Source organism: Pseudomonas sp. B707 (genome assembly GCF_022496685.1).
GTDB classification, from domain to species: domain Bacteria; phylum Pseudomonadota; class Gammaproteobacteria; order Pseudomonadales; family Pseudomonadaceae; genus Aquipseudomonas; species Aquipseudomonas paraglycinae.
Map to the genome: position 1 here is coordinate 223,658 of NZ_WTVE01000032.1, position 15,481 is coordinate 239,138.

Annotated in this window: 14 protein-coding genes; 8 read left to right on the top strand and 6 right to left on the bottom strand. The window is 60.1% G+C overall.

What is annotated here, in order from left to right; genetic code table 11:
• Nucleotides 1-7: 7 nt before the first annotated feature.
• Both GQX66_RS22140 and aspA read right to left on the bottom strand, forming a co-directional pair.
• Nucleotides 8-1,453: an alanine/glycine:cation symporter family protein gene (locus GQX66_RS22140; protein ID WP_240871442.1), complete on the bottom strand. Its 1,446-nt coding sequence runs from the start codon at nt 1,451-1,453 to the stop codon at nt 8-10.
• Between the two features lie 442 nt (nt 1,454-1,895).
• On the bottom strand, nt 1,896-3,320 hold the full coding sequence (gene aspA, locus GQX66_RS22145; RefSeq protein WP_039765095.1) for an aspartate ammonia-lyase: 1,425 nt from the start codon (nt 3,318-3,320) through the stop codon (nt 1,896-1,898).
• 180 nt (nt 3,321-3,500) lie between these two features.
• Between aspA and GQX66_RS22150 the strand changes: the two genes are divergently transcribed.
• A complete protein-coding gene (locus tag GQX66_RS22150; protein WP_085747952.1) occupies nt 3,501-4,412 on the top strand; it encodes a LysR substrate-binding domain-containing protein in 912 nt (303 codons plus the stop codon).
• 57 nt (nt 4,413-4,469) lie between these two features.
• Here GQX66_RS22150 and GQX66_RS22155 read toward each other — a convergent pair whose 3' ends face one another.
• Both GQX66_RS22155 and GQX66_RS22160 read right to left on the bottom strand, forming a co-directional pair.
• Complete coding sequence (locus tag GQX66_RS22155) at nt 4,470-5,057, bottom strand: hypothetical protein (RefSeq protein ID WP_085747951.1); 588 nt, start codon at nt 5,055-5,057, stop codon at nt 4,470-4,472.
• A 34-nt stretch (nt 5,058-5,091) separates the two neighbouring features.
• Nucleotides 5,092-5,697 carry a reprolysin-like metallopeptidase gene (locus GQX66_RS22160; protein ID WP_085747950.1) on the bottom strand — a complete coding sequence of 202 codons (606 nt, stop codon included), beginning with the start codon at nt 5,695-5,697 and terminating at the stop codon, nt 5,092-5,094.
• Nucleotides 5,698-6,190: 493 nt separating this feature from the next.
• On the opposite strand from GQX66_RS22160, the gene purE reads away from it, so the two are divergent.
• The 4 genes from purE (at nt 6,191) to GQX66_RS22180 (ending at nt 8,774) form a co-directional block, all read left to right on the top strand.
• Entirely contained in the window at nt 6,191-6,682 is a 492-nt protein-coding gene (purE, locus tag GQX66_RS22165; protein WP_007954291.1) for a 5-(carboxyamino)imidazole ribonucleotide mutase, read from the top strand.
• A gap of 10 nt (nt 6,683-6,692) precedes the next feature.
• A complete protein-coding gene (locus GQX66_RS22170) occupies nt 6,693-7,775 on the top strand; it encodes a 5-(carboxyamino)imidazole ribonucleotide synthase (protein WP_085747949.1) in 1,083 nt (360 codons plus the stop codon).
• Nucleotides 7,776-7,888: 113 nt separating this feature from the next.
• On the top strand, nt 7,889-8,134 hold the full coding sequence (locus GQX66_RS22175; RefSeq protein ID WP_003229635.1) for a GlsB/YeaQ/YmgE family stress response membrane protein: 246 nt from the start codon (nt 7,889-7,891) through the stop codon (nt 8,132-8,134).
• Between the two features lie 103 nt (nt 8,135-8,237).
• Nucleotides 8,238-8,774, top strand: a complete 537-nt coding sequence (locus GQX66_RS22180; RefSeq protein ID WP_064379774.1) for a DUF3299 domain-containing protein — start codon at nt 8,238-8,240, stop codon at nt 8,772-8,774.
• A gap of 48 nt (nt 8,775-8,822) precedes the next feature.
• Here the strand turns inward: GQX66_RS22180 and GQX66_RS22185 are convergent, their stop codons facing one another.
• Together GQX66_RS22185 and GQX66_RS22190 are read right to left on the bottom strand one after the other, a co-directional pair.
• Nucleotides 8,823-9,722, bottom strand: a complete 900-nt coding sequence (locus GQX66_RS22185; protein ID WP_240871450.1) for a D-hexose-6-phosphate mutarotase — start codon at nt 9,720-9,722, stop codon at nt 8,823-8,825.
• Between the two features lie 57 nt (nt 9,723-9,779).
• On the bottom strand, nt 9,780-10,184 hold the full coding sequence (locus tag GQX66_RS22190) for an acyl-CoA thioesterase (protein ID WP_003229628.1): 405 nt from the start codon (nt 10,182-10,184) through the stop codon (nt 9,780-9,782).
• A 378-nt stretch (nt 10,185-10,562) separates the two neighbouring features.
• Here GQX66_RS22190 and GQX66_RS22195 point away from each other — a divergent pair, with 378 nt between their 5' ends.
• The 3 genes from GQX66_RS22195 to GQX66_RS22205 all read left to right on the top strand — a co-directional run bounded on the left by GQX66_RS22195 (nt 10,563) and on the right by GQX66_RS22205 (nt 15,477).
• The gene (locus GQX66_RS22195) at nt 10,563-11,861 is read left to right on the top strand and encodes an MFS transporter (RefSeq protein WP_240871452.1); all 1,299 of its coding nucleotides are present in this window, start codon (nt 10,563-10,565) and stop codon (nt 11,859-11,861) included.
• Nucleotides 11,862-12,017: 156 nt separating this feature from the next.
• Nucleotides 12,018-13,019, top strand: coding sequence for a phosphate ABC transporter substrate-binding protein PstS (locus GQX66_RS22200; protein ID WP_085747946.1), 1,002 nt, complete (start codon nt 12,018-12,020; stop codon nt 13,017-13,019).
• A 424-nt stretch (nt 13,020-13,443) separates the two neighbouring features.
• The gene (locus tag GQX66_RS22205) at nt 13,444-15,477 is read left to right on the top strand and encodes an ABC transporter permease subunit (protein WP_170844920.1); all 2,034 of its coding nucleotides are present in this window, start codon (nt 13,444-13,446) and stop codon (nt 15,475-15,477) included.
• Nucleotides 15,478-15,481 lie beyond the last annotated feature (4 nt).

Here is a 15,481-nt window from a genome sequence, read left to right on the forward strand (position 1 = left end):
TACCCGATCAGCGTTGCGCTGCGGGGATGCCTTGCGGCTGAGCGTTGGCCTGGGTGTCGGCCGACGGATTGGCAGGCCAGGCTTTCAGGTCCAGATCCAGGTCGCTGAACTTGCTGGAGTCGAACACCGGCTGGTCGACGCCGGCGCGGCGCTGCGCGTCGTAGTCGCGCATCACGCGCATGCCGACCTTGAACAGCATCGCCAGGGCCACCAGGTTGACGAAGGCCAGGCAGGTCATGGTGATGTCGGCGAAGGCGAACACGGTCGACAGATCCTGCATCGAACCCCAGACCACCAGCGCCAGCACCAGGCCGCGGAACGTCATCAGCGCCGCGCGGTTGCGGGTGAGGAACTGCAGGCTGTTTTCGCCCAGGTAGTAGTTGTAGAGGATGCACGTGAAGACGAACAGCGACAGCGCGACGCTGACGAACATGCGGCCCCAGTCACCCACCACGGCGGCCAGCGAGTTCTGGGTCAGGACGATGCCGTCACCTTCGAAGCCCGGGGTGTAGAAGCCCGACAGCAGGATCAGCAGCGCGGTGCAGGTGCAGATCACGAAGGTGTCGAGGAACACGCTGAACGCCTGAACCACGCCTTGAGCGCCCGGGTGCTTCACGGCGGCCACGGCGGCGACGTTCGGCGCACTGCCCAGGCCCGCTTCGTTGGCGAACACGCCACGTTTCACGCCCATCACGATTGCGCTGCCGAGCAGGCCGCCGAAGGCCGGGTCGAGACCGAAGGCGCTCTTGAAAATGGTTTCCAGCATGGCTGGCACGTGTTCGATCTGGGTGCCGATCACGTACAGGGTCACGCCGATGTAGGCCAGGGTCTTGATCGGTACCAGCAGGTCGGACACCGAAGCGATGCGCTTGATGCCACCGATGAAGGTAATGGCCAGCAGCACTGCCAGGACGATACCGGTGTGTTGCGGATCAAAGGCAAAGGCGTTTTGCAGCGAGTGGGTCACGGTGTAGGACTGCAGGCCGATGAAGGCGAATCCGTAAGTGACCAGCAGCAGAATCGAGAACACCACCGCCATGCCTTTGAGTTTCAGGCCGTGCTGGATGTAGTAAGCCGGACCGCCACGGTACAGGCCATCGCCATCGGCGCGCTTGTAGACCTGGGCCAGCGTACATTCGAAGAAGCTGCTGGACATGCCGACCAGAGCGGTCACCCACATCCAGAACACCGCACCCGGACCACCGAGAGTCACGGCGATGCCGACACCGGCGATGTTGCCTGCACCGACGCGGCCGGCGAGGCTGAGCATCAGGGCCTGGAACGAGCTGAGTTGCCCGGCGCTGCCTTTGAGGCTGTCGCGGAACACCGCGAACATGTGGAAGAAGTGGCGCAATTGAACGAAACGCGAGCGAATCGTGAAGTAGCTACCGAGCCCGACAATGAGCACGATCAGTACTTTCCCTGAGAGGAAGTCGTTGATGACTTCGAGCATGGATTTTTCCTCGCTGTTTATTGTGTAAGCAAATGCTGGATGGTCGGAAACATCGCGTTACACCGGTGTGCGTGCGGCACAACGGGCGAGGCGAGGGTTTCGTCCCGGATCCATATCGCGGGTTTGTTATTAGTTCGGGTTTCGCATGGGTTATGGCCTCGTTACCGACGACCGCTCACGCGAAGAGGGGCGGCACTATACCGATCAGTGCGGCGCCCGTCTGCACGGTTGTGGTGCAAGCGACGAAACGAAGCTTTGAAACACCCGACGTTACCGGCGTCGGGCTTGTCTGGGAGCCGGTTTGCAGCCAGCTTCCATACATACGGTTCTCAGGTTCAAACAGTTAAAAAAAAGGGCTCGGGGAATGCTCCCCAAGCCCTCAAAAGGTGAGAGGTGTCTAGTCCCTCGACCTGGTGAGCGGTGCTACAAGTAACGCGTCGGATCAGGCCTTCAGAGGCACCAGACGCGGAGCAATCATGTTTTCCGGGCGCAGGATGTCGGCGAGCATGGCTTCGTCGAGCAGACCTTCTTCGCGCACCAGTTCCAGCACGCCGCGGCCGCTTTCAAGGGCGATACGGGCGATGCGGGTGGCGTTTTTGTAGCCGATGTACGGGTTCAGTGCGGTGACCAGACCGATCGAGTGTTCGACCAGTTCACGGCAGCGCGCTTCGTTGGCGGTGATGCCGACGATGCAGTGCTCGCGCAGCATGTCCATGGCGCGTTGCAGCAGGCGGATCGAGTCGAGGATCTTGAAGGCGATCAGCGGCTCCATCACGTTCAGTTGCAGTTGGCCGCCTTCGGCTGCCATGGTCAGCGCCAGATCGTTACCGATGACCTGGAATGCCACCTGATTCACGGCTTCCGGGATCACCGGGTTGACCTTGCCTGGCATGATCGAGCTGCCTGGCTGACGCGCCGGCAGGTTGATTTCGTTGATGCCGGTACGCGGTCCGCTGGACAGCAGGCGCAGGTCGTTGCAGATCTTCGACAGCTTGACCGCGGTGCGCTTGAGCATGCCGGAGAACAGCACGAAGGCGCCCATGTCGGAGGTGGCTTCGATCAGGTCGGCGGCTGGAACCAGCGGTTGACCGCTGATCAGCGCCAGACGCTGTACGGCCAGGGCCTGGTAGCGCGGGTCGGCGTTGATGCCGGTGCCGATCGCGGTGCCGCCCAGGTTCACTTCGGTCAGCAGTTCCGGGGCCAGCGTCTTCAGACGGGCCAAGTCTTCGCCCATGGTGGTGGCGAAAGCACGGAATTCCTGACCCAGGGTCATCGGTACGGCGTCTTGCAGCTGGGTACGACCCATCTTCAGGACGTGGTTGAATTCTTCACCCTTGGCCGCGAACGCCTGAATCAGGCTGTCGAGGCTGGCCAGCAGCGCGTCGTGACCCAGCAGCAGACCCAGACGGATCGCGGTCGGGTAGGCGTCGTTGGTCGACTGCGCCATGTTCACGTCGTCGTTCGGGTGCAGGTACTGGTACTCGCCTTTCTGGTGACCCATCGCTTCAAGAGCAATGTTGGCGATCACTTCGTTGGCGTTCATGTTGGTGGAGGTACCGGCGCCACCTTGAATCATGTCGACCACGAACTCTTCGTGGAAATCGCCGCGGATCAGACGGGCACAGGCTTCGCTGATGGCAGCGTGCTTGGCTTCGCTCAGGTGACCCAGCTCGCGGTTGGCGTCAGCGGCAGCCTGTTTGACCATCGCCAGACCGACAACCAACTTCGGGTAGTGCGAAATCGGAACGCCCGAGAGGCGGAAGTTATTCACCGCTCGCAGGGTCTGGATGCCGTAATACGCTTGAGCAGGGACTTCGAGGGTGCCAAGCAGGTCGTTTTCTGTGCGGAATGATGCAGCGGAGGACATGATAGAAATCATCTCGATATGGACCCGGTCTGTGCCGGAACGCTGCGAATGCTAGGCTTGTGGGAATTTTTGGGCCAATGCTGTTAAACACTGCCCTATGCACATTCGGCATAATGTCCGTGTGACGCCGCGTGCGCGGCAGACGTGTGACCTGTTTTGGTGCGTGTCCGGGAGGACGTGATGAATCTGGAAAGCAAATGGCTCGAGGACTTCAGTGCTCTGGCTGCCACCCGCAGCTTCTCGCAGGCGGCCGAACGGCGCTTCGTGACCCAGCCGGCTTTCAGTCGGCGGATCCGCAGCCTGGAAGCGGCGCTGGGCCTGACGCTGGTCAACCGCTCGCGCACGCCAATCGAGCTGACGGCGGCGGGGCAACTGTTCCTGGTGACCGCGCGCACCGTGGTCGAACAGCTCGGTGAAGTGCTGCGCCATCTTCATCATCTGGAAGGCGGGCAGGGCGAAGTGATCCAGGTCGCGGCGGCGCACTCGCTGGCGCTGGGTTTCTTTCCGCGCTGGATCGCGCAATTGCGCAACGAAGGCCTGAACATCGCTACCCGGCTGGTGGCGACCAACGTTGGCGACGCGGTGCACGCGCTGCGTGAAGGTGGCTGCGATCTGATGCTGGCGTTCTACGACCCGGACGCGGCGATGCAGATGGACCCGGAGATCTTCCCGTCGCTGCACCTGGGCCAGACCGAAATGCTTCCGGTATGTGCGGCGGATGCCAATGGCAAGCCGCTGTTCGATCTGGAAGGCGAGGGCAGTGTGCCGTTACTGGCGTACAGCGCCGGGGCGTTTCTCGGACGCTCCGTGAACGGCTTGCTGCGTCAGCGTCAGCTGCGCTTCACCACGATCTATGAAACCGCCATGGCCGACAGCCTGAAAAGCATGGCGCTGGAAGGCCTCGGCATTGCCTGGGTACCGCAGCTGAGCGTGCGGGCCGAGCTGGCGCGGGGCGAACTGGTGGTCTGCGGCGGCGCGCAGTGGCATGTGCCGCTGGAGATTCGTCTGTACAGATGCGCGCTGGTGCGCAAGGCCAATGTGCGGTTGTTGTGGCGCAAGTTGGAGGGCGGCGCGGCGAGTGGCAATAGCTGAGTGATGGAAGCAGAGGCGAACTTTGTTTTCGCCTCTGCCGAGTCTCCAGGCGAACGGTCAGCCTTTGCTGGCCAAATGGTTTTGTATGTTTTCCCGGTTTTTCTGGCTGAAACTGTAACAAATGGATCTGAGTGGATGGGGTTGTGGGGTCATGTACGTTTCACACCACCAGCCGTTGTATTGAATTTCCGAATCTTCATGTCGGGCGCCCAGCAAGTGACCGACTTCATGACCCACAGTGATCCGGCTGCCGAGAGAAGAGATTGCAAAGTTTCCGGTATTGAGTGGAGGCCATAGCAGTGCAGCCCCCCCAGTCCTCTCATTCAGGTTTTCTTTAGTCAGCAGAACGACCTGATCCAGCGGGCCAGTCTCGAAGCCTTCGGCCTTGGCCAGCTCCAGGTATTGGCGGCCCAGTATTTCCCAACTTTTCAAGGTCCGTAGCGGGTCATCACCTTTGTAGTTGAACTGGCTGTAGGGGGCGCCCCTGCCAAAGACAACATTGAATTTTCGATCGATAAAGCTTTCCAGCTCTTTTACAAAAGGCTGGAAGTGCTCGGCGTAAATACTCGTGGTTGTCGTCGCCGGAATATCGTCGTGAACGACGGCGAAGATATTGATGTCTCGTTTCTTGTTAACAATGGTCATCTGTAATTCCTTTTTAAGTTCGGCATGCCTTGCCTCAGTCCCAGTCTTCCTCGGGACGCAGGGTCGATTGCACTGGGCCTGTTACAACTTTTGTGCTCAGGTACTTACGAATGTTTTCTCGATTTTTATCACTGAAACGGTCGGCGTTGCTTCGCAGTGGAGAGAACTCATCACTCGACATGACCGTTTCGCTCCACCATCCGTTGTAGAGAATTTCGGCGTCTTCATGTGTTGCACCGAACATGTGCCCTACTTCGTGAGCGGCCGTGCTGACTTTTTCTGTCGAGGCGATACCCACGTAACCCGGGAGTTCGGCAATTCCCCGTGTACGGCTGTTTATAGAGTTGCGCGTCAGTAACAGGAACTTGATCAAGCGCAGGTCAAGATTAGTGTTTCGATACTTGTCGACCTTGGTTTTCCAAGCGCTCAGTGAGGCACGTTCGTTCAAGTTTTGATACGGATGACTGCTCAGGCCCCTTGCTTCTGATGGTTCGATCAGTCGAATCAGCATTTTGCGGCCGGTAATGCTCTCGATCTCCGCTGCAAGCCAGGAGAAGTGCCTTTTGTATAGATCTTCCTTAGTGTAATCCGACAGGTCTTCGTGGATGAAAACTTGTAGTGCTATTGGTTCCTTTAGCATGTTTAAATCCTTTTAATGTTTGAGTTATTGCGGGTTTTAGCAATGCGCCCAGCTTGCGATGTATTGCAAGAGGTATAACGGTAGTGGGTATTTCTGGTTGATATTGATATTGCCGGTTGTGGTGATTGGTTGCGTCAGTAAGTTGTGGGTGATTGTTTATATACCATGCGCGATGAGTTATGACGCTCAGGAGTGTTTTGAATTTTATTACATGGATGCCGCAGTGAGTTAAGTGCGTTCCCGATATAACTTGATCGCTATGTATTTCGTTTGAACGGCAGAGGCGCTGTTCTTGATTTTCGAGTCAGTAAAATGAGTGGTTCGGTGCAGATGACAGATGGTCGCCACGGGGGCTGTTTATTGCTTTCTTTGCGGTATACTGCGCGGCCTTCGGCCGGTTCGTCCGGCCATTTTTCCTACAACAAGCCACGCATCCTGCGTGGCTTGTTGTTTTTGACGCGCCTGCGGGCGCCCAGAGAGAAGAGGCGCGACGATGAGTGCACTGGTTGGCGTGATCATGGGCTCCAAGTCCGATTGGTCCACCCTTAGCCACACCGCCGATATGCTGGAAAAGCTCGGCATCCCTTACGAGGTCAAGGTGGTTTCCGCCCACCGCACCCCGGATCTGCTGTTCCAGTACGCCGAAGAGGCTGAAGGCCGCGGCATCGAGGTGATCATCGCCGGTGCCGGTGGCGCAGCCCACCTGCCAGGCATGTGTGCGGCCAAGACCCACCTGCCGGTGCTGGGTGTTCCGGTCCAGTCGGCGATGCTCTCGGGCGTCGATTCGCTGCTGTCGATCGTGCAGATGCCGGCCGGTATTCCGGTTGCCACCCTGGCCATCGGCAAGGCCGGTGCGATCAACGCAGCCCTGCTGTCGGCGAGCATCCTGGGCGCCAAGCATCCACAATTCCACGCGGTACTGAAAACCTTCCGTGCCGAGCAGACAGACAGCGTCCTGGACAATCCAGACCCACGTATTGCCTGAGGTTGTTGAGATGAAGATCGGTGTAATCGGTGGCGGCCAGTTGGGTCGCATGTTGGCCCTGGCGGGCACCCCGCTGGGCATGAACTTCGCTTTCCTCGACCCTGCGCCGGACGCTTGCGCCGCCGCGTTGGGCGAACACCTGCGGGCCGATTACGGCGATCAGGATCACCTGCGCCAGTTGGCCGATGAAGTCGATCTGGTGACCTTCGAGTTCGAAAGCGTCCCGGCGGAAACCGTGGCGTTCCTTTCGCAATTCGTGCCGGTCTACCCGAGTGCCGAAGCCCTGCGCATCGCTCGCGACCGCTGGTTCGAAAAGAGCATGTTCAAGGACCTGGGGATTCCGACCCCGGCGTTCGCCGACATCCAGTCGCAAGCCGACCTGGACGCCGCCGTCGCTTCGATCGGCCTGCCTGCTGTGCTGAAAACCCGCACCCTGGGTTACGACGGCAAGGGTCAGAAAGTCCTGCGCAAGCCGGAAGACGTGGTCGGTACGTTCGCCGAGCTGGGCAGCGTGCCTTGCCTGCTGGAAGGCTTCGTGCCATTCACCGGCGAAGTGTCGCTGATCGCCGTGCGCGCCCGCGATGGCGAGACGAAGTTCTATCCACTGGTGCACAACACCCATGACAGCGGCATTCTCAAGCTGTCGGTTGCCAGTTCCGATCACCCGCTGCAGGCCCTGGCTGAAGACTACTCCAGCCGCGTCCTCAAGCAGCTGAACTACGTCGGCGTGATGGCGTTCGAGTTCTTTGAAGTCGACGGTGGCCTCAAGGCCAACGAAATTGCCCCGCGCGTGCACAACTCCGGGCACTGGACCACCGAAGGCGCCGAGTGCAGCCAGTTCGAAAACCACCTGCGGGCCGTTGCCGGTCTGCCGCTGGGTTCGACCGCCAAGGTCGGCGAGAGCGCGATGCTCAACTTCATCGGCGTTGTTCCGCCGGTCGAGAAGGTTATCGCCATCGACGATTGCCACCTGCATCACTACGGCAAGGCCTTCAAGGCCGGGCGCAAGGTCGGTCACGCCAACCTGCGCTGCAAGGACAAGGCGACCCTCGAGCAGCAAATCCTCAAGGTCGAAGCGCTGATCGCCGAGTAACGACAGTTTCATCCGGCAGCGGCGGAACCATTGCGGGGCCGCCGTTCTCTGATGGCAGGATGCGAAAGTCTGGCTAGGCTTCATCGCATATCTACCATTCAGAGGGAAATGCCATGGGAATTATCGGAACCATCTTTATCGGCCTCATCGTCGGCTTGCTGGCGCGGTTCCTGAAACCGGGCGATGACAGCATGGGCTGGATCATGACCATCCTGCTCGGTATCGGCGGTTCGCTGGCAGCCACTTACGGCGGCCAGGCCCTGGGCATCTATCAGGCGGGTCAGGGCGCCGGCTTCATCGGCGCGCTGGTTGGCGCGATCGTGCTGCTGGTGATCTACGGCCTGATCAAAAAGAACTGATTCAAAGCGACAAAGTCCTCTCCGCCAATCCGGCGGGGAGGGCTAAAATGCTCGGCGATTCAGCGTCCCCTCCCTTTTCGAGCATCCTTTACCGAGCACCTTCATGCGCCGTCTTCTGTTGACTCTCCTTTTGCTGGGCAGCGGTCTGGCCCACGCCGGCGAACTGCCGGAAACCGACTGGCTGGAACTGATGCCCAAGTCGGACCAGAAAGCCCTCGAGGCCATGCCTGAAATCGACCACAACTCCCCGGAAGCCACCGGCACCTTCACCCAGAAAGGCGGGATGAAGCAGGCCAAAGGTTTGCCGGCGGTGATGTATTCGACCAAGACCGTGGCGTCGATGAACGACAAGCACATCCGCATCGGCGGTTATCCGGTGCCGCTGGAATCCGACGCCAAGGGCCGCAGCACACTGTTCTTCCTCGTGCCGTACCCGGGCGCGTGCATCCACGTACCACCACCGCCACCGAATCAACTGGTGCTGGTGCGTTATCCAAAAGGCTTGAAGCTGGATGACATCTACACGCCGCTGTGGGTGACCGGCACGCTGAAGATCGAGAAGGTCAGCAATGACCTGGCCGATGCGGCGTACGCGCTGGAAGCGGACAAGGTGCGGGTGGTGCAGGAATCGGATCTGTAATTCAGAGCCGCAAAAAAAAACGCAGCCTCAGGGCTGCGTTTTTTGTTTTCAGAGCGGCTCGCTGCCAATACTGACACCCATTGTGTGACCGGCATCCGGCGCCAGAGTCATCACATCACTCATCACGTTCGCCGTCTCGATGCACAGCATGCGCTGCCAGCCGTCGTTATCCATGTCGCTGAGCGCGGCGGCGCGGTCGATCCACGGGTTCCAGATCACCGCCGTGCGTGAACCGGTAGCGGTCAGCACGATGCGCCGTTCCCAGGCCGGATCGACAATGCTCAGTTGCGGCGGGACGTCGAGGTAGATACGGTCGGTTTCCCCGGCAAAACGCAGGTCACCTTGCTGGGTGTGGGTTTTCCAGTCATCCAGAGTCTCGATGTAATCGAGGCCATCCACACCTTCGACGCGAACGTTGCGCACATCGCTGACGGCGAAATAGCTGTGCAACGCCTGGCTGATGCTGACGCTGTCTGTACCACGGTTGTGGCTGGTCAGGCTGATGTGCAGTTGATCGTCGAGGCGCAGGGTCAGGGTCAGATCGACCTGATGCGGCCAGCCCGGAAAACCGCCTTCGGGGTAGGGCAGCTTGAACTCCACCTTCAGGCTTTCATCTTCGGTTTCGATACCGCCCAGTTCCCAATCCATCGCCCGGACAAACCCGTGGGCGGCGGCCGGTTCTTCGCTGACACGCATCACCTGCACGCTCTGCGGGTTGCGTTCGAACTTGCCGAACCACGGCCAGCACACCGGCACGCCGGCGCGGATGCTCTGGCCGGTCTTGAACATGGCCTTGTCGTTCAGCCAGATGATCGGCGGCTGGCCGTCCACCTGATAACTGAGGATGTGCGCGCCTTGCTGGGCCACCAGCACTTCGGCCTGACCGTGGCGGATGCGCCAGCAGTTCAGTTCATCCAGTTTCACGGCTTCAACGTTGGGCGTGTTCATGGGACAACTCTCGATCAGCAACTTGGACGACTATCGACCGTGAAACGGCCGCGAGGTTTAACGTGCGCGTGGCGGAACCGAACGGGTGCGACCGCTGCCATCGATGGCAACGAACACGAACACCGCTTCGGTCACTTTACGCCACTCGCTGGACAGCGGATCGTCGCTCCATACCTCGACCATCATCTGGATCGAGCTGCGGCCGATTTCCAGGGTCTGGGTATAAAAGGACAATTGCGCGCCGACAGCCACCGGCACCAGAAACGCCATGCGATCGATGGCGACGGTCGCAACACGGCCGCCGGCAACACGACTGGCCATGGCAGTGCCGGCCAGGTCCATCTGCGCCACCAGCCAGCCGCCGAAAATATCGCCGAAGCCGTTGGTTTCGCGGGGAAGCGCGGTGATTTGCAGGGCCAGGTCGCCTTGCGGGATCGGATCTTCTTGTTCGAGCTCTATCATGCCGGGGGTGCCTCTGACCCGTGACTCTTCGTTGGGTATTGCTGGTGGTAGCCGTCTTCGGGAAAAACGATTCAGCACCGAACATACTACGTTCGTCACGTTTTCCATCAGGCGCCTAAGGAGAAACTCTGCGAAACCGGCTAATCCCGAGCAAGGGTCGGGCCAACGACGTTTTCGCACAGCAACCCCTTACAAACCGGAGCAAGGTTGCGAGTATATCGGTCGGTAGACTCCGCGACGACCGTCCGGTTCTGATTTCGACCGGCAAATACGCGCCTCTATGTGCTTTTTCGAACAATTTGCTATGGTGCCGAACCTGCCCGAGCCACAGCCAGCGTTGTTGTAGCGGCAGATCCGACTATAAGAGAAGACCTTGCCATGACCACAGCGCCCTCGAGCCTCGCGCAGCCCGACCAACCCGCACGACCGTTGACCCGCAATGACTACAAGACTCTGTCGCTATCGGCCCTGGGGGGCGCGCTGGAGTTCTACGATTTCATCATCTTCGTGTTCTTCGCCACCGTGGTCGGCAAATTGTTCTTCCCGGCCGACATGCCCGAGTGGCTGCGCCTGATGCAGACCTTCGGCATCTTCGCCGCCGGCTACCTCGCGCGGCCGCTGGGCGGGATCGTGATGGCGCACTTCGGCGACCTGCTGGGGCGCAAGAAGATGTTCACCCTGAGCATTTTCATGATGGCCGTGCCGACCCTGATCATGGGCCTGCTGCCGACCTACGCCCAGATCGGCCTGTGGGCGCCGATCCTGCTGCTGTTGATGCGCGTCATTCAGGGCGCGGCAATTGGCGGTGAGGTGCCGGGGGCCTGGGTCTTCGTTTCCGAACACGTACCCGGCAAGCACATCGGCTACGCCTGCGGCACCCTGACCAGCGGCCTGACGGCGGGCATCCTCCTCGGTTCGCTGGTCGCCACCGCGATCAACAGCATTTATACGCCAACGGAAGTTTCGGATTACGCCTGGCGAATCCCGTTCCTGCTGGGTGGCGTTTTCGGTCTGTTCTCGGTCTACCTGCGCCGCTGGCTGCACGAAACTCCGGTGTTCGCCGAACTGCAACAGCGCAAGGCGCTGGCCGAAGAGGTGCCGTTGCGCGCCGTGCTGCGTGACCATCGCGGTGCAATCGCGGTGTCGATGCTGCTGACCTGGCTGCTGTCCGCCGGTATCGTTGTGGTGATCCTGATGACGCCGACCGTGTTGCAAACGGTCTATCACTTCTCGCCGACCACCGCGCTGCAATCCAACAGCCTGGCGATCGTGTTCCTGAGCCTGGGCTGCATCATTTCCGGTGCGCTGGCCGATCGCTTCGGTGCCGGTCGGGTGTTCGTGTTCGGTTGCCTGGGTTTGCTGGCCAGTTCCTGGACCTTCTATCACAGCCTCGCCGATCATCCGAACTGGCTGTTCCCGCTGTATGCGCTGACCGGTTTTCTGGTCGGCACCATCGGCGCGGTGCCTTATGTCATGGTCAAGGCGTTCCCGCCGGTGGTGCGCTTCAGCGGTCTGTCCTTCTCTTATAACGTGGCTTACGCGATCTTCGGTGGCCTGACGCCGATGGTGGTCAGCCTGCTGCTGAAAGAAAGCGCGATGGGGCCTGCCTACTATGTGGCGGTGCTGTGCGGGATGGGGATCCTGGTCGGTGCGTGGCTGTGGAGCAAAGGTCGCTAAGCCACCTCACACTGATCGTTCCCACGCAGAGCGTGGAACGATCTGTCACGACATGCTGGCCTTTCATCCAATTGTCATATTTCAGCCATAGAGTGTTCACACGGCCTGCTGATACTTGGCCCCGACTTAACACACCCTATCTGCTAGGAGTAAGGCATGAAACTGAAGCGTTTGATGGCGGCAATGACTTTTGTCGCTGCTGGCGTTGCGACTGCCAACGCGGTTGCCGCTGTTGACCCTGCTATCCCGAGCTACACCAAGACCACTGGTGTGTCGGGCAACCTGTCCAGCGTCGGCTCCGATACCCTGGCCAACCTCATGACCCTCTGGGCTGAGAACTACAAAAAAGAATACCCGAACGTAAACATCCAGATTCAGGCCGCTGGCTCCGCCACTGCGCCACCTGCGCTGACTGAAGGCACCTCCAACCTGGGCCCGATGAGCCGCAAGATGAAGGACACCGAACTGGCTGCCTTCGAACAGAAATACGGCTACAAGCCAACCGCTATCCCGGTTGCCGTGGACGCCCTGGCTGTTTTCGTTCACAAGGACAACCCGATCCAGCACCTGACCATGGAACAGGTTGACGCGATCTTCTCGTCCACCCGTCTGTGCGGCGCCAAGACCGACGTGAAAACCTGGGGTGACCTGGGCGTGACCGGCGACCTGGCCAACAAGCCGGTTCAACTGTTCGGTCGCAACTCGGTATCCGGCACCTACGGCTACTTCAAGGAAGAAGCCCTGTGCAAAGGCGACTACAAGCCTAACGTCAACGAACAACCAGGTTCGGCTTCGGTCGTGCAGTCGATCAGCTCCTCGCTGAACGGCATCGGTTACTCGGGAATCGGCTACAAGACCGCCAGCGTGAAAACCGTTGCTCTGTCGAAGAAAGGCAGCACTGACTTCGTCGAAGACACCGAAGAAAACGCCCTGAACGGCAAGTACCCGCTGTCGCGTTTCCTGTACGTGTACGTCAACAAGGCCCCGAACAAGCCTCTGGCCCCGCTGGAAGCCGAGTTCGTGAAACTGGTTCTGTCGAAACAGGGCCAGGAAGTGGTCGTGAAAGACGGCTACATCCCGCTGCCAGCCAAGGTTGCTGCAAAAGCACTGGCTGACCTGGGTCTGCAGGAAGGCGGCGCTGAAGTCGCAAAAAAGTAACAAACTGAGTCAGGGGTGAACCCCGCCTGACTCACGTGTGGGGCCCGGCCCGCGAGCGGCCCGGCCCCCACACTCCCCGAATTCTTCTATCCACCGCCAGTGCCCTGCTGGCGGCGGATTTGGTGCGTCACTGCATTGTCATCTTTCTGTCATACAGGATCGCTAGGGTGTGCGCATGAATGATCTGGCCAATTCCAAAATGACTACGAACCCTCCCAAGCGCATTGACTTCAATACGCCTGAGTTGCAACGCAAGCGCCGCATTCGCGCGCTCAAGGATCGCTTTACCCGCTGGTACGTCCTCGTCGGCGGTCTGGCGGTGCTGGCAGCCATCACCCTGATCTTCTTCTTCCTCGCCTACGTGGTCGCGCCGCTGTTCAAAGGTGCTGACCTGACTGCGAAAGATGCAATCACCCCGGCCTGGATGCAGGACGCCGGCAAGCCGCTGATGATTTCGCTCGAAGAGCAAAATCAGGTGGCCATGCGCGTTTCCGACAAGGGCCAGGCGCTGTTCTTCGACATCGACAGTGGCGCTGAATTGAAGCGCGTCGATCTGCCTTTGCCGGCAGGCGCCAGTGTGACCTCCATCGGCGAAGACCAGCCGGGCCATCCGCTGGTGGCCGTGGGCCTGTCCAACGGCCAGGCGCTGGTGTTCCGTCACACCTATAAAGTCAGCTACCCGGATGGCAAGAAGACCATCACTCCGGCCATCGAGTACCCGTACGGCGAGACACCGATCGCACTCAATGAAAGCGGCGGTGCGCTGGAGCATGTCAGCCTCAATGCCACCGATTCGACCCTGATGCTGGTCGGCTCCACCGGTTCGCAACTCAATGTGCTGTCGCTGACCAGCGAAGAAAACATGATGACCGGCGAAGTCACCAACGAGCAGAAGCGTATCGATCTGCCGCAGATGACTGAACCTGTGAAAAACATCTTCGTCGACCCGCGCCAGCAGTGGCTGTACGTGGTCAATGGACGTGCCCAGGCCGACGTGTTCAGCCTGCGCGACAAGAGCCTCAACGGTCGCTACAAACTGCTGGAAAACGCTGACGCTGAAGTCACTGCGACCACGCAACTGGTCGGTGGTATCTCGCTGATCGTCGGTGACTCCAAAGGTGGCCTGGCCCAGTGGTTCATGGCCCGCGACACCGATGGCGAGCTGCGCCTGAAGCAGATCCGCACCTTCCAGATGGGCACCACGCCGATCGTTGAAATTTCCGCCGAAGAACGTCGCAAGGGCTTCCTGGCCCTGGATGCCAGCGGCAAGCTCGGCGTGTTCCACAGCACCGCGCACCGCACCTTGCTGGTCGATCAAGTGGTCGAAGGCCAGGGCCTGTTCGGCCTGTCGCCGCGCGCCAACCGTGTGATCGTCGAAGCCGGCGGCAAGCTGCAACCGCTGCTGCTCGACAACCCGCACCCGGAAGTTTCGTGGAGCGCGCTGTGGAGCAAGGTCTGGTACGAGAACTACGACGAGCCTAAATACGTCTGGCAATCGACCGCCGCCAACACCGATTTCGAACCGAAACTGAGCCTGTCGCCACTGACCTTCGGCACCCTGAAAGCCGCGTTCTACGCGATGCTGCTGGCTGCACCGCTGGCCGTCGCCGCTGCGATCTACACCGCGTACTTCATGGCCCCGGGCATGCGTCGCAAGGTCAAACCGGTGATCGAGCTGATGGAAGCGATGCCGACGGTGATCCTCGGCTTCTTCGCCGGCCTGTTCCTCGCACCGTATGTGGAAGGGCATCTGCCGGGCATCTTCAGCCTGCTGATGCTGCTGCCGATCGGCATCCTGATCGCCGGTTTCACCTTCAGCCGCCTGCCTGAGTCGATCCGCCTGAAAGTCCCGGACGGCTGGGAAAGTGCGTTGCTGATCCCGGTGATCCTGTTCGTGGGCTGGCTGTCGCTGTACATGAGCCCGTTCATGGAGAACTGGTTCTTCGGCGGTGACATGCGCATGTGGATCTCCCACGACCTGGGCATCACCTACGACCAGCGCAACGCTCTGGTGGTCGGTCTGGCCATGGGTTTTGCGGTGATCCCGAACATCTACTCGATCGCCGAAGACGCCGTGTTCAGCGTGCCGCGCGGCCTGACCCTGGGCTCGCTGGCCCTCGGTGCCACGCCGTGGCAGACCATGACTCGCGTGGTGATCCTGACCGCCAGCCCGGGCATCTTCTCGGCGCTGATGATCGGCATGGGCCGTGCGGTCGGTGAAACCATGATCGTGCTGATGGCCACCGGCAACACCCCGGTCATGGAAATGAACCTGTTCGAAGGCCTGCGCACCCTGGCCGCCAACGTCGCGGTGGAAATGCCGGAGTCGGAAGTCGGCGGCAGCCACTACCGCGTGCTGTTCCTCTCGGCGCTGGTGCTGCTGTTGTTCACCTTCGTCATGAACACCCTCGCGGAACTGATTCGTCAGCGTCTGCGCAAGAAATACTCGTCGCTTTAAGCAA

Bases quoted from the DNA above. Each gene is read 5' to 3' on its own strand.
- GQX66_RS22140 (WP_240871442.1), bottom strand. From the start codon at position 1,453: ATGCTCGAAGTCATCAACGACTTCCTCTCAGGGAAAGTACTGATCGTG.
- aspA (WP_039765095.1), bottom strand. From the start codon at position 3,320: ATGTCCTCCGCTGCATCATTCCGCACAGAAAACGACCTGCTTGGCACC.
- GQX66_RS22150 (WP_085747952.1), top strand. From the start codon at position 3,501: ATGAATCTGGAAAGCAAATGGCTCGAGGACTTCAGTGCTCTGGCTGCC.
- GQX66_RS22155 (WP_085747951.1), bottom strand. From the start codon at position 5,057: ATGACCATTGTTAACAAGAAACGAGACATCAATATCTTCGCCGTCGTT.
- GQX66_RS22160 (WP_085747950.1), bottom strand. From the start codon at position 5,697: ATGCTAAAGGAACCAATAGCACTACAAGTTTTCATCCACGAAGACCTG.
- purE (WP_007954291.1), top strand. From the start codon at position 6,191: ATGAGTGCACTGGTTGGCGTGATCATGGGCTCCAAGTCCGATTGGTCC.
- GQX66_RS22170 (WP_085747949.1), top strand. From the start codon at position 6,693: ATGAAGATCGGTGTAATCGGTGGCGGCCAGTTGGGTCGCATGTTGGCC.
- GQX66_RS22175 (WP_003229635.1), top strand. From the start codon at position 7,889: ATGGGAATTATCGGAACCATCTTTATCGGCCTCATCGTCGGCTTGCTG.
- GQX66_RS22180 (WP_064379774.1), top strand. From the start codon at position 8,238: ATGCGCCGTCTTCTGTTGACTCTCCTTTTGCTGGGCAGCGGTCTGGCC.
- GQX66_RS22185 (WP_240871450.1), bottom strand. From the start codon at position 9,722: ATGAACACGCCCAACGTTGAAGCCGTGAAACTGGATGAACTGAACTGC.
- GQX66_RS22190 (WP_003229628.1), bottom strand. From the start codon at position 10,184: ATGATAGAGCTCGAACAAGAAGATCCGATCCCGCAAGGCGACCTGGCC.
- GQX66_RS22195 (WP_240871452.1), top strand. From the start codon at position 10,563: ATGACCACAGCGCCCTCGAGCCTCGCGCAGCCCGACCAACCCGCACGA.
- GQX66_RS22200 (WP_085747946.1), top strand. From the start codon at position 12,018: ATGAAACTGAAGCGTTTGATGGCGGCAATGACTTTTGTCGCTGCTGGC.
- GQX66_RS22205 (WP_170844920.1), top strand. From the start codon at position 13,444: ATGCAGGACGCCGGCAAGCCGCTGATGATTTCGCTCGAAGAGCAAAAT.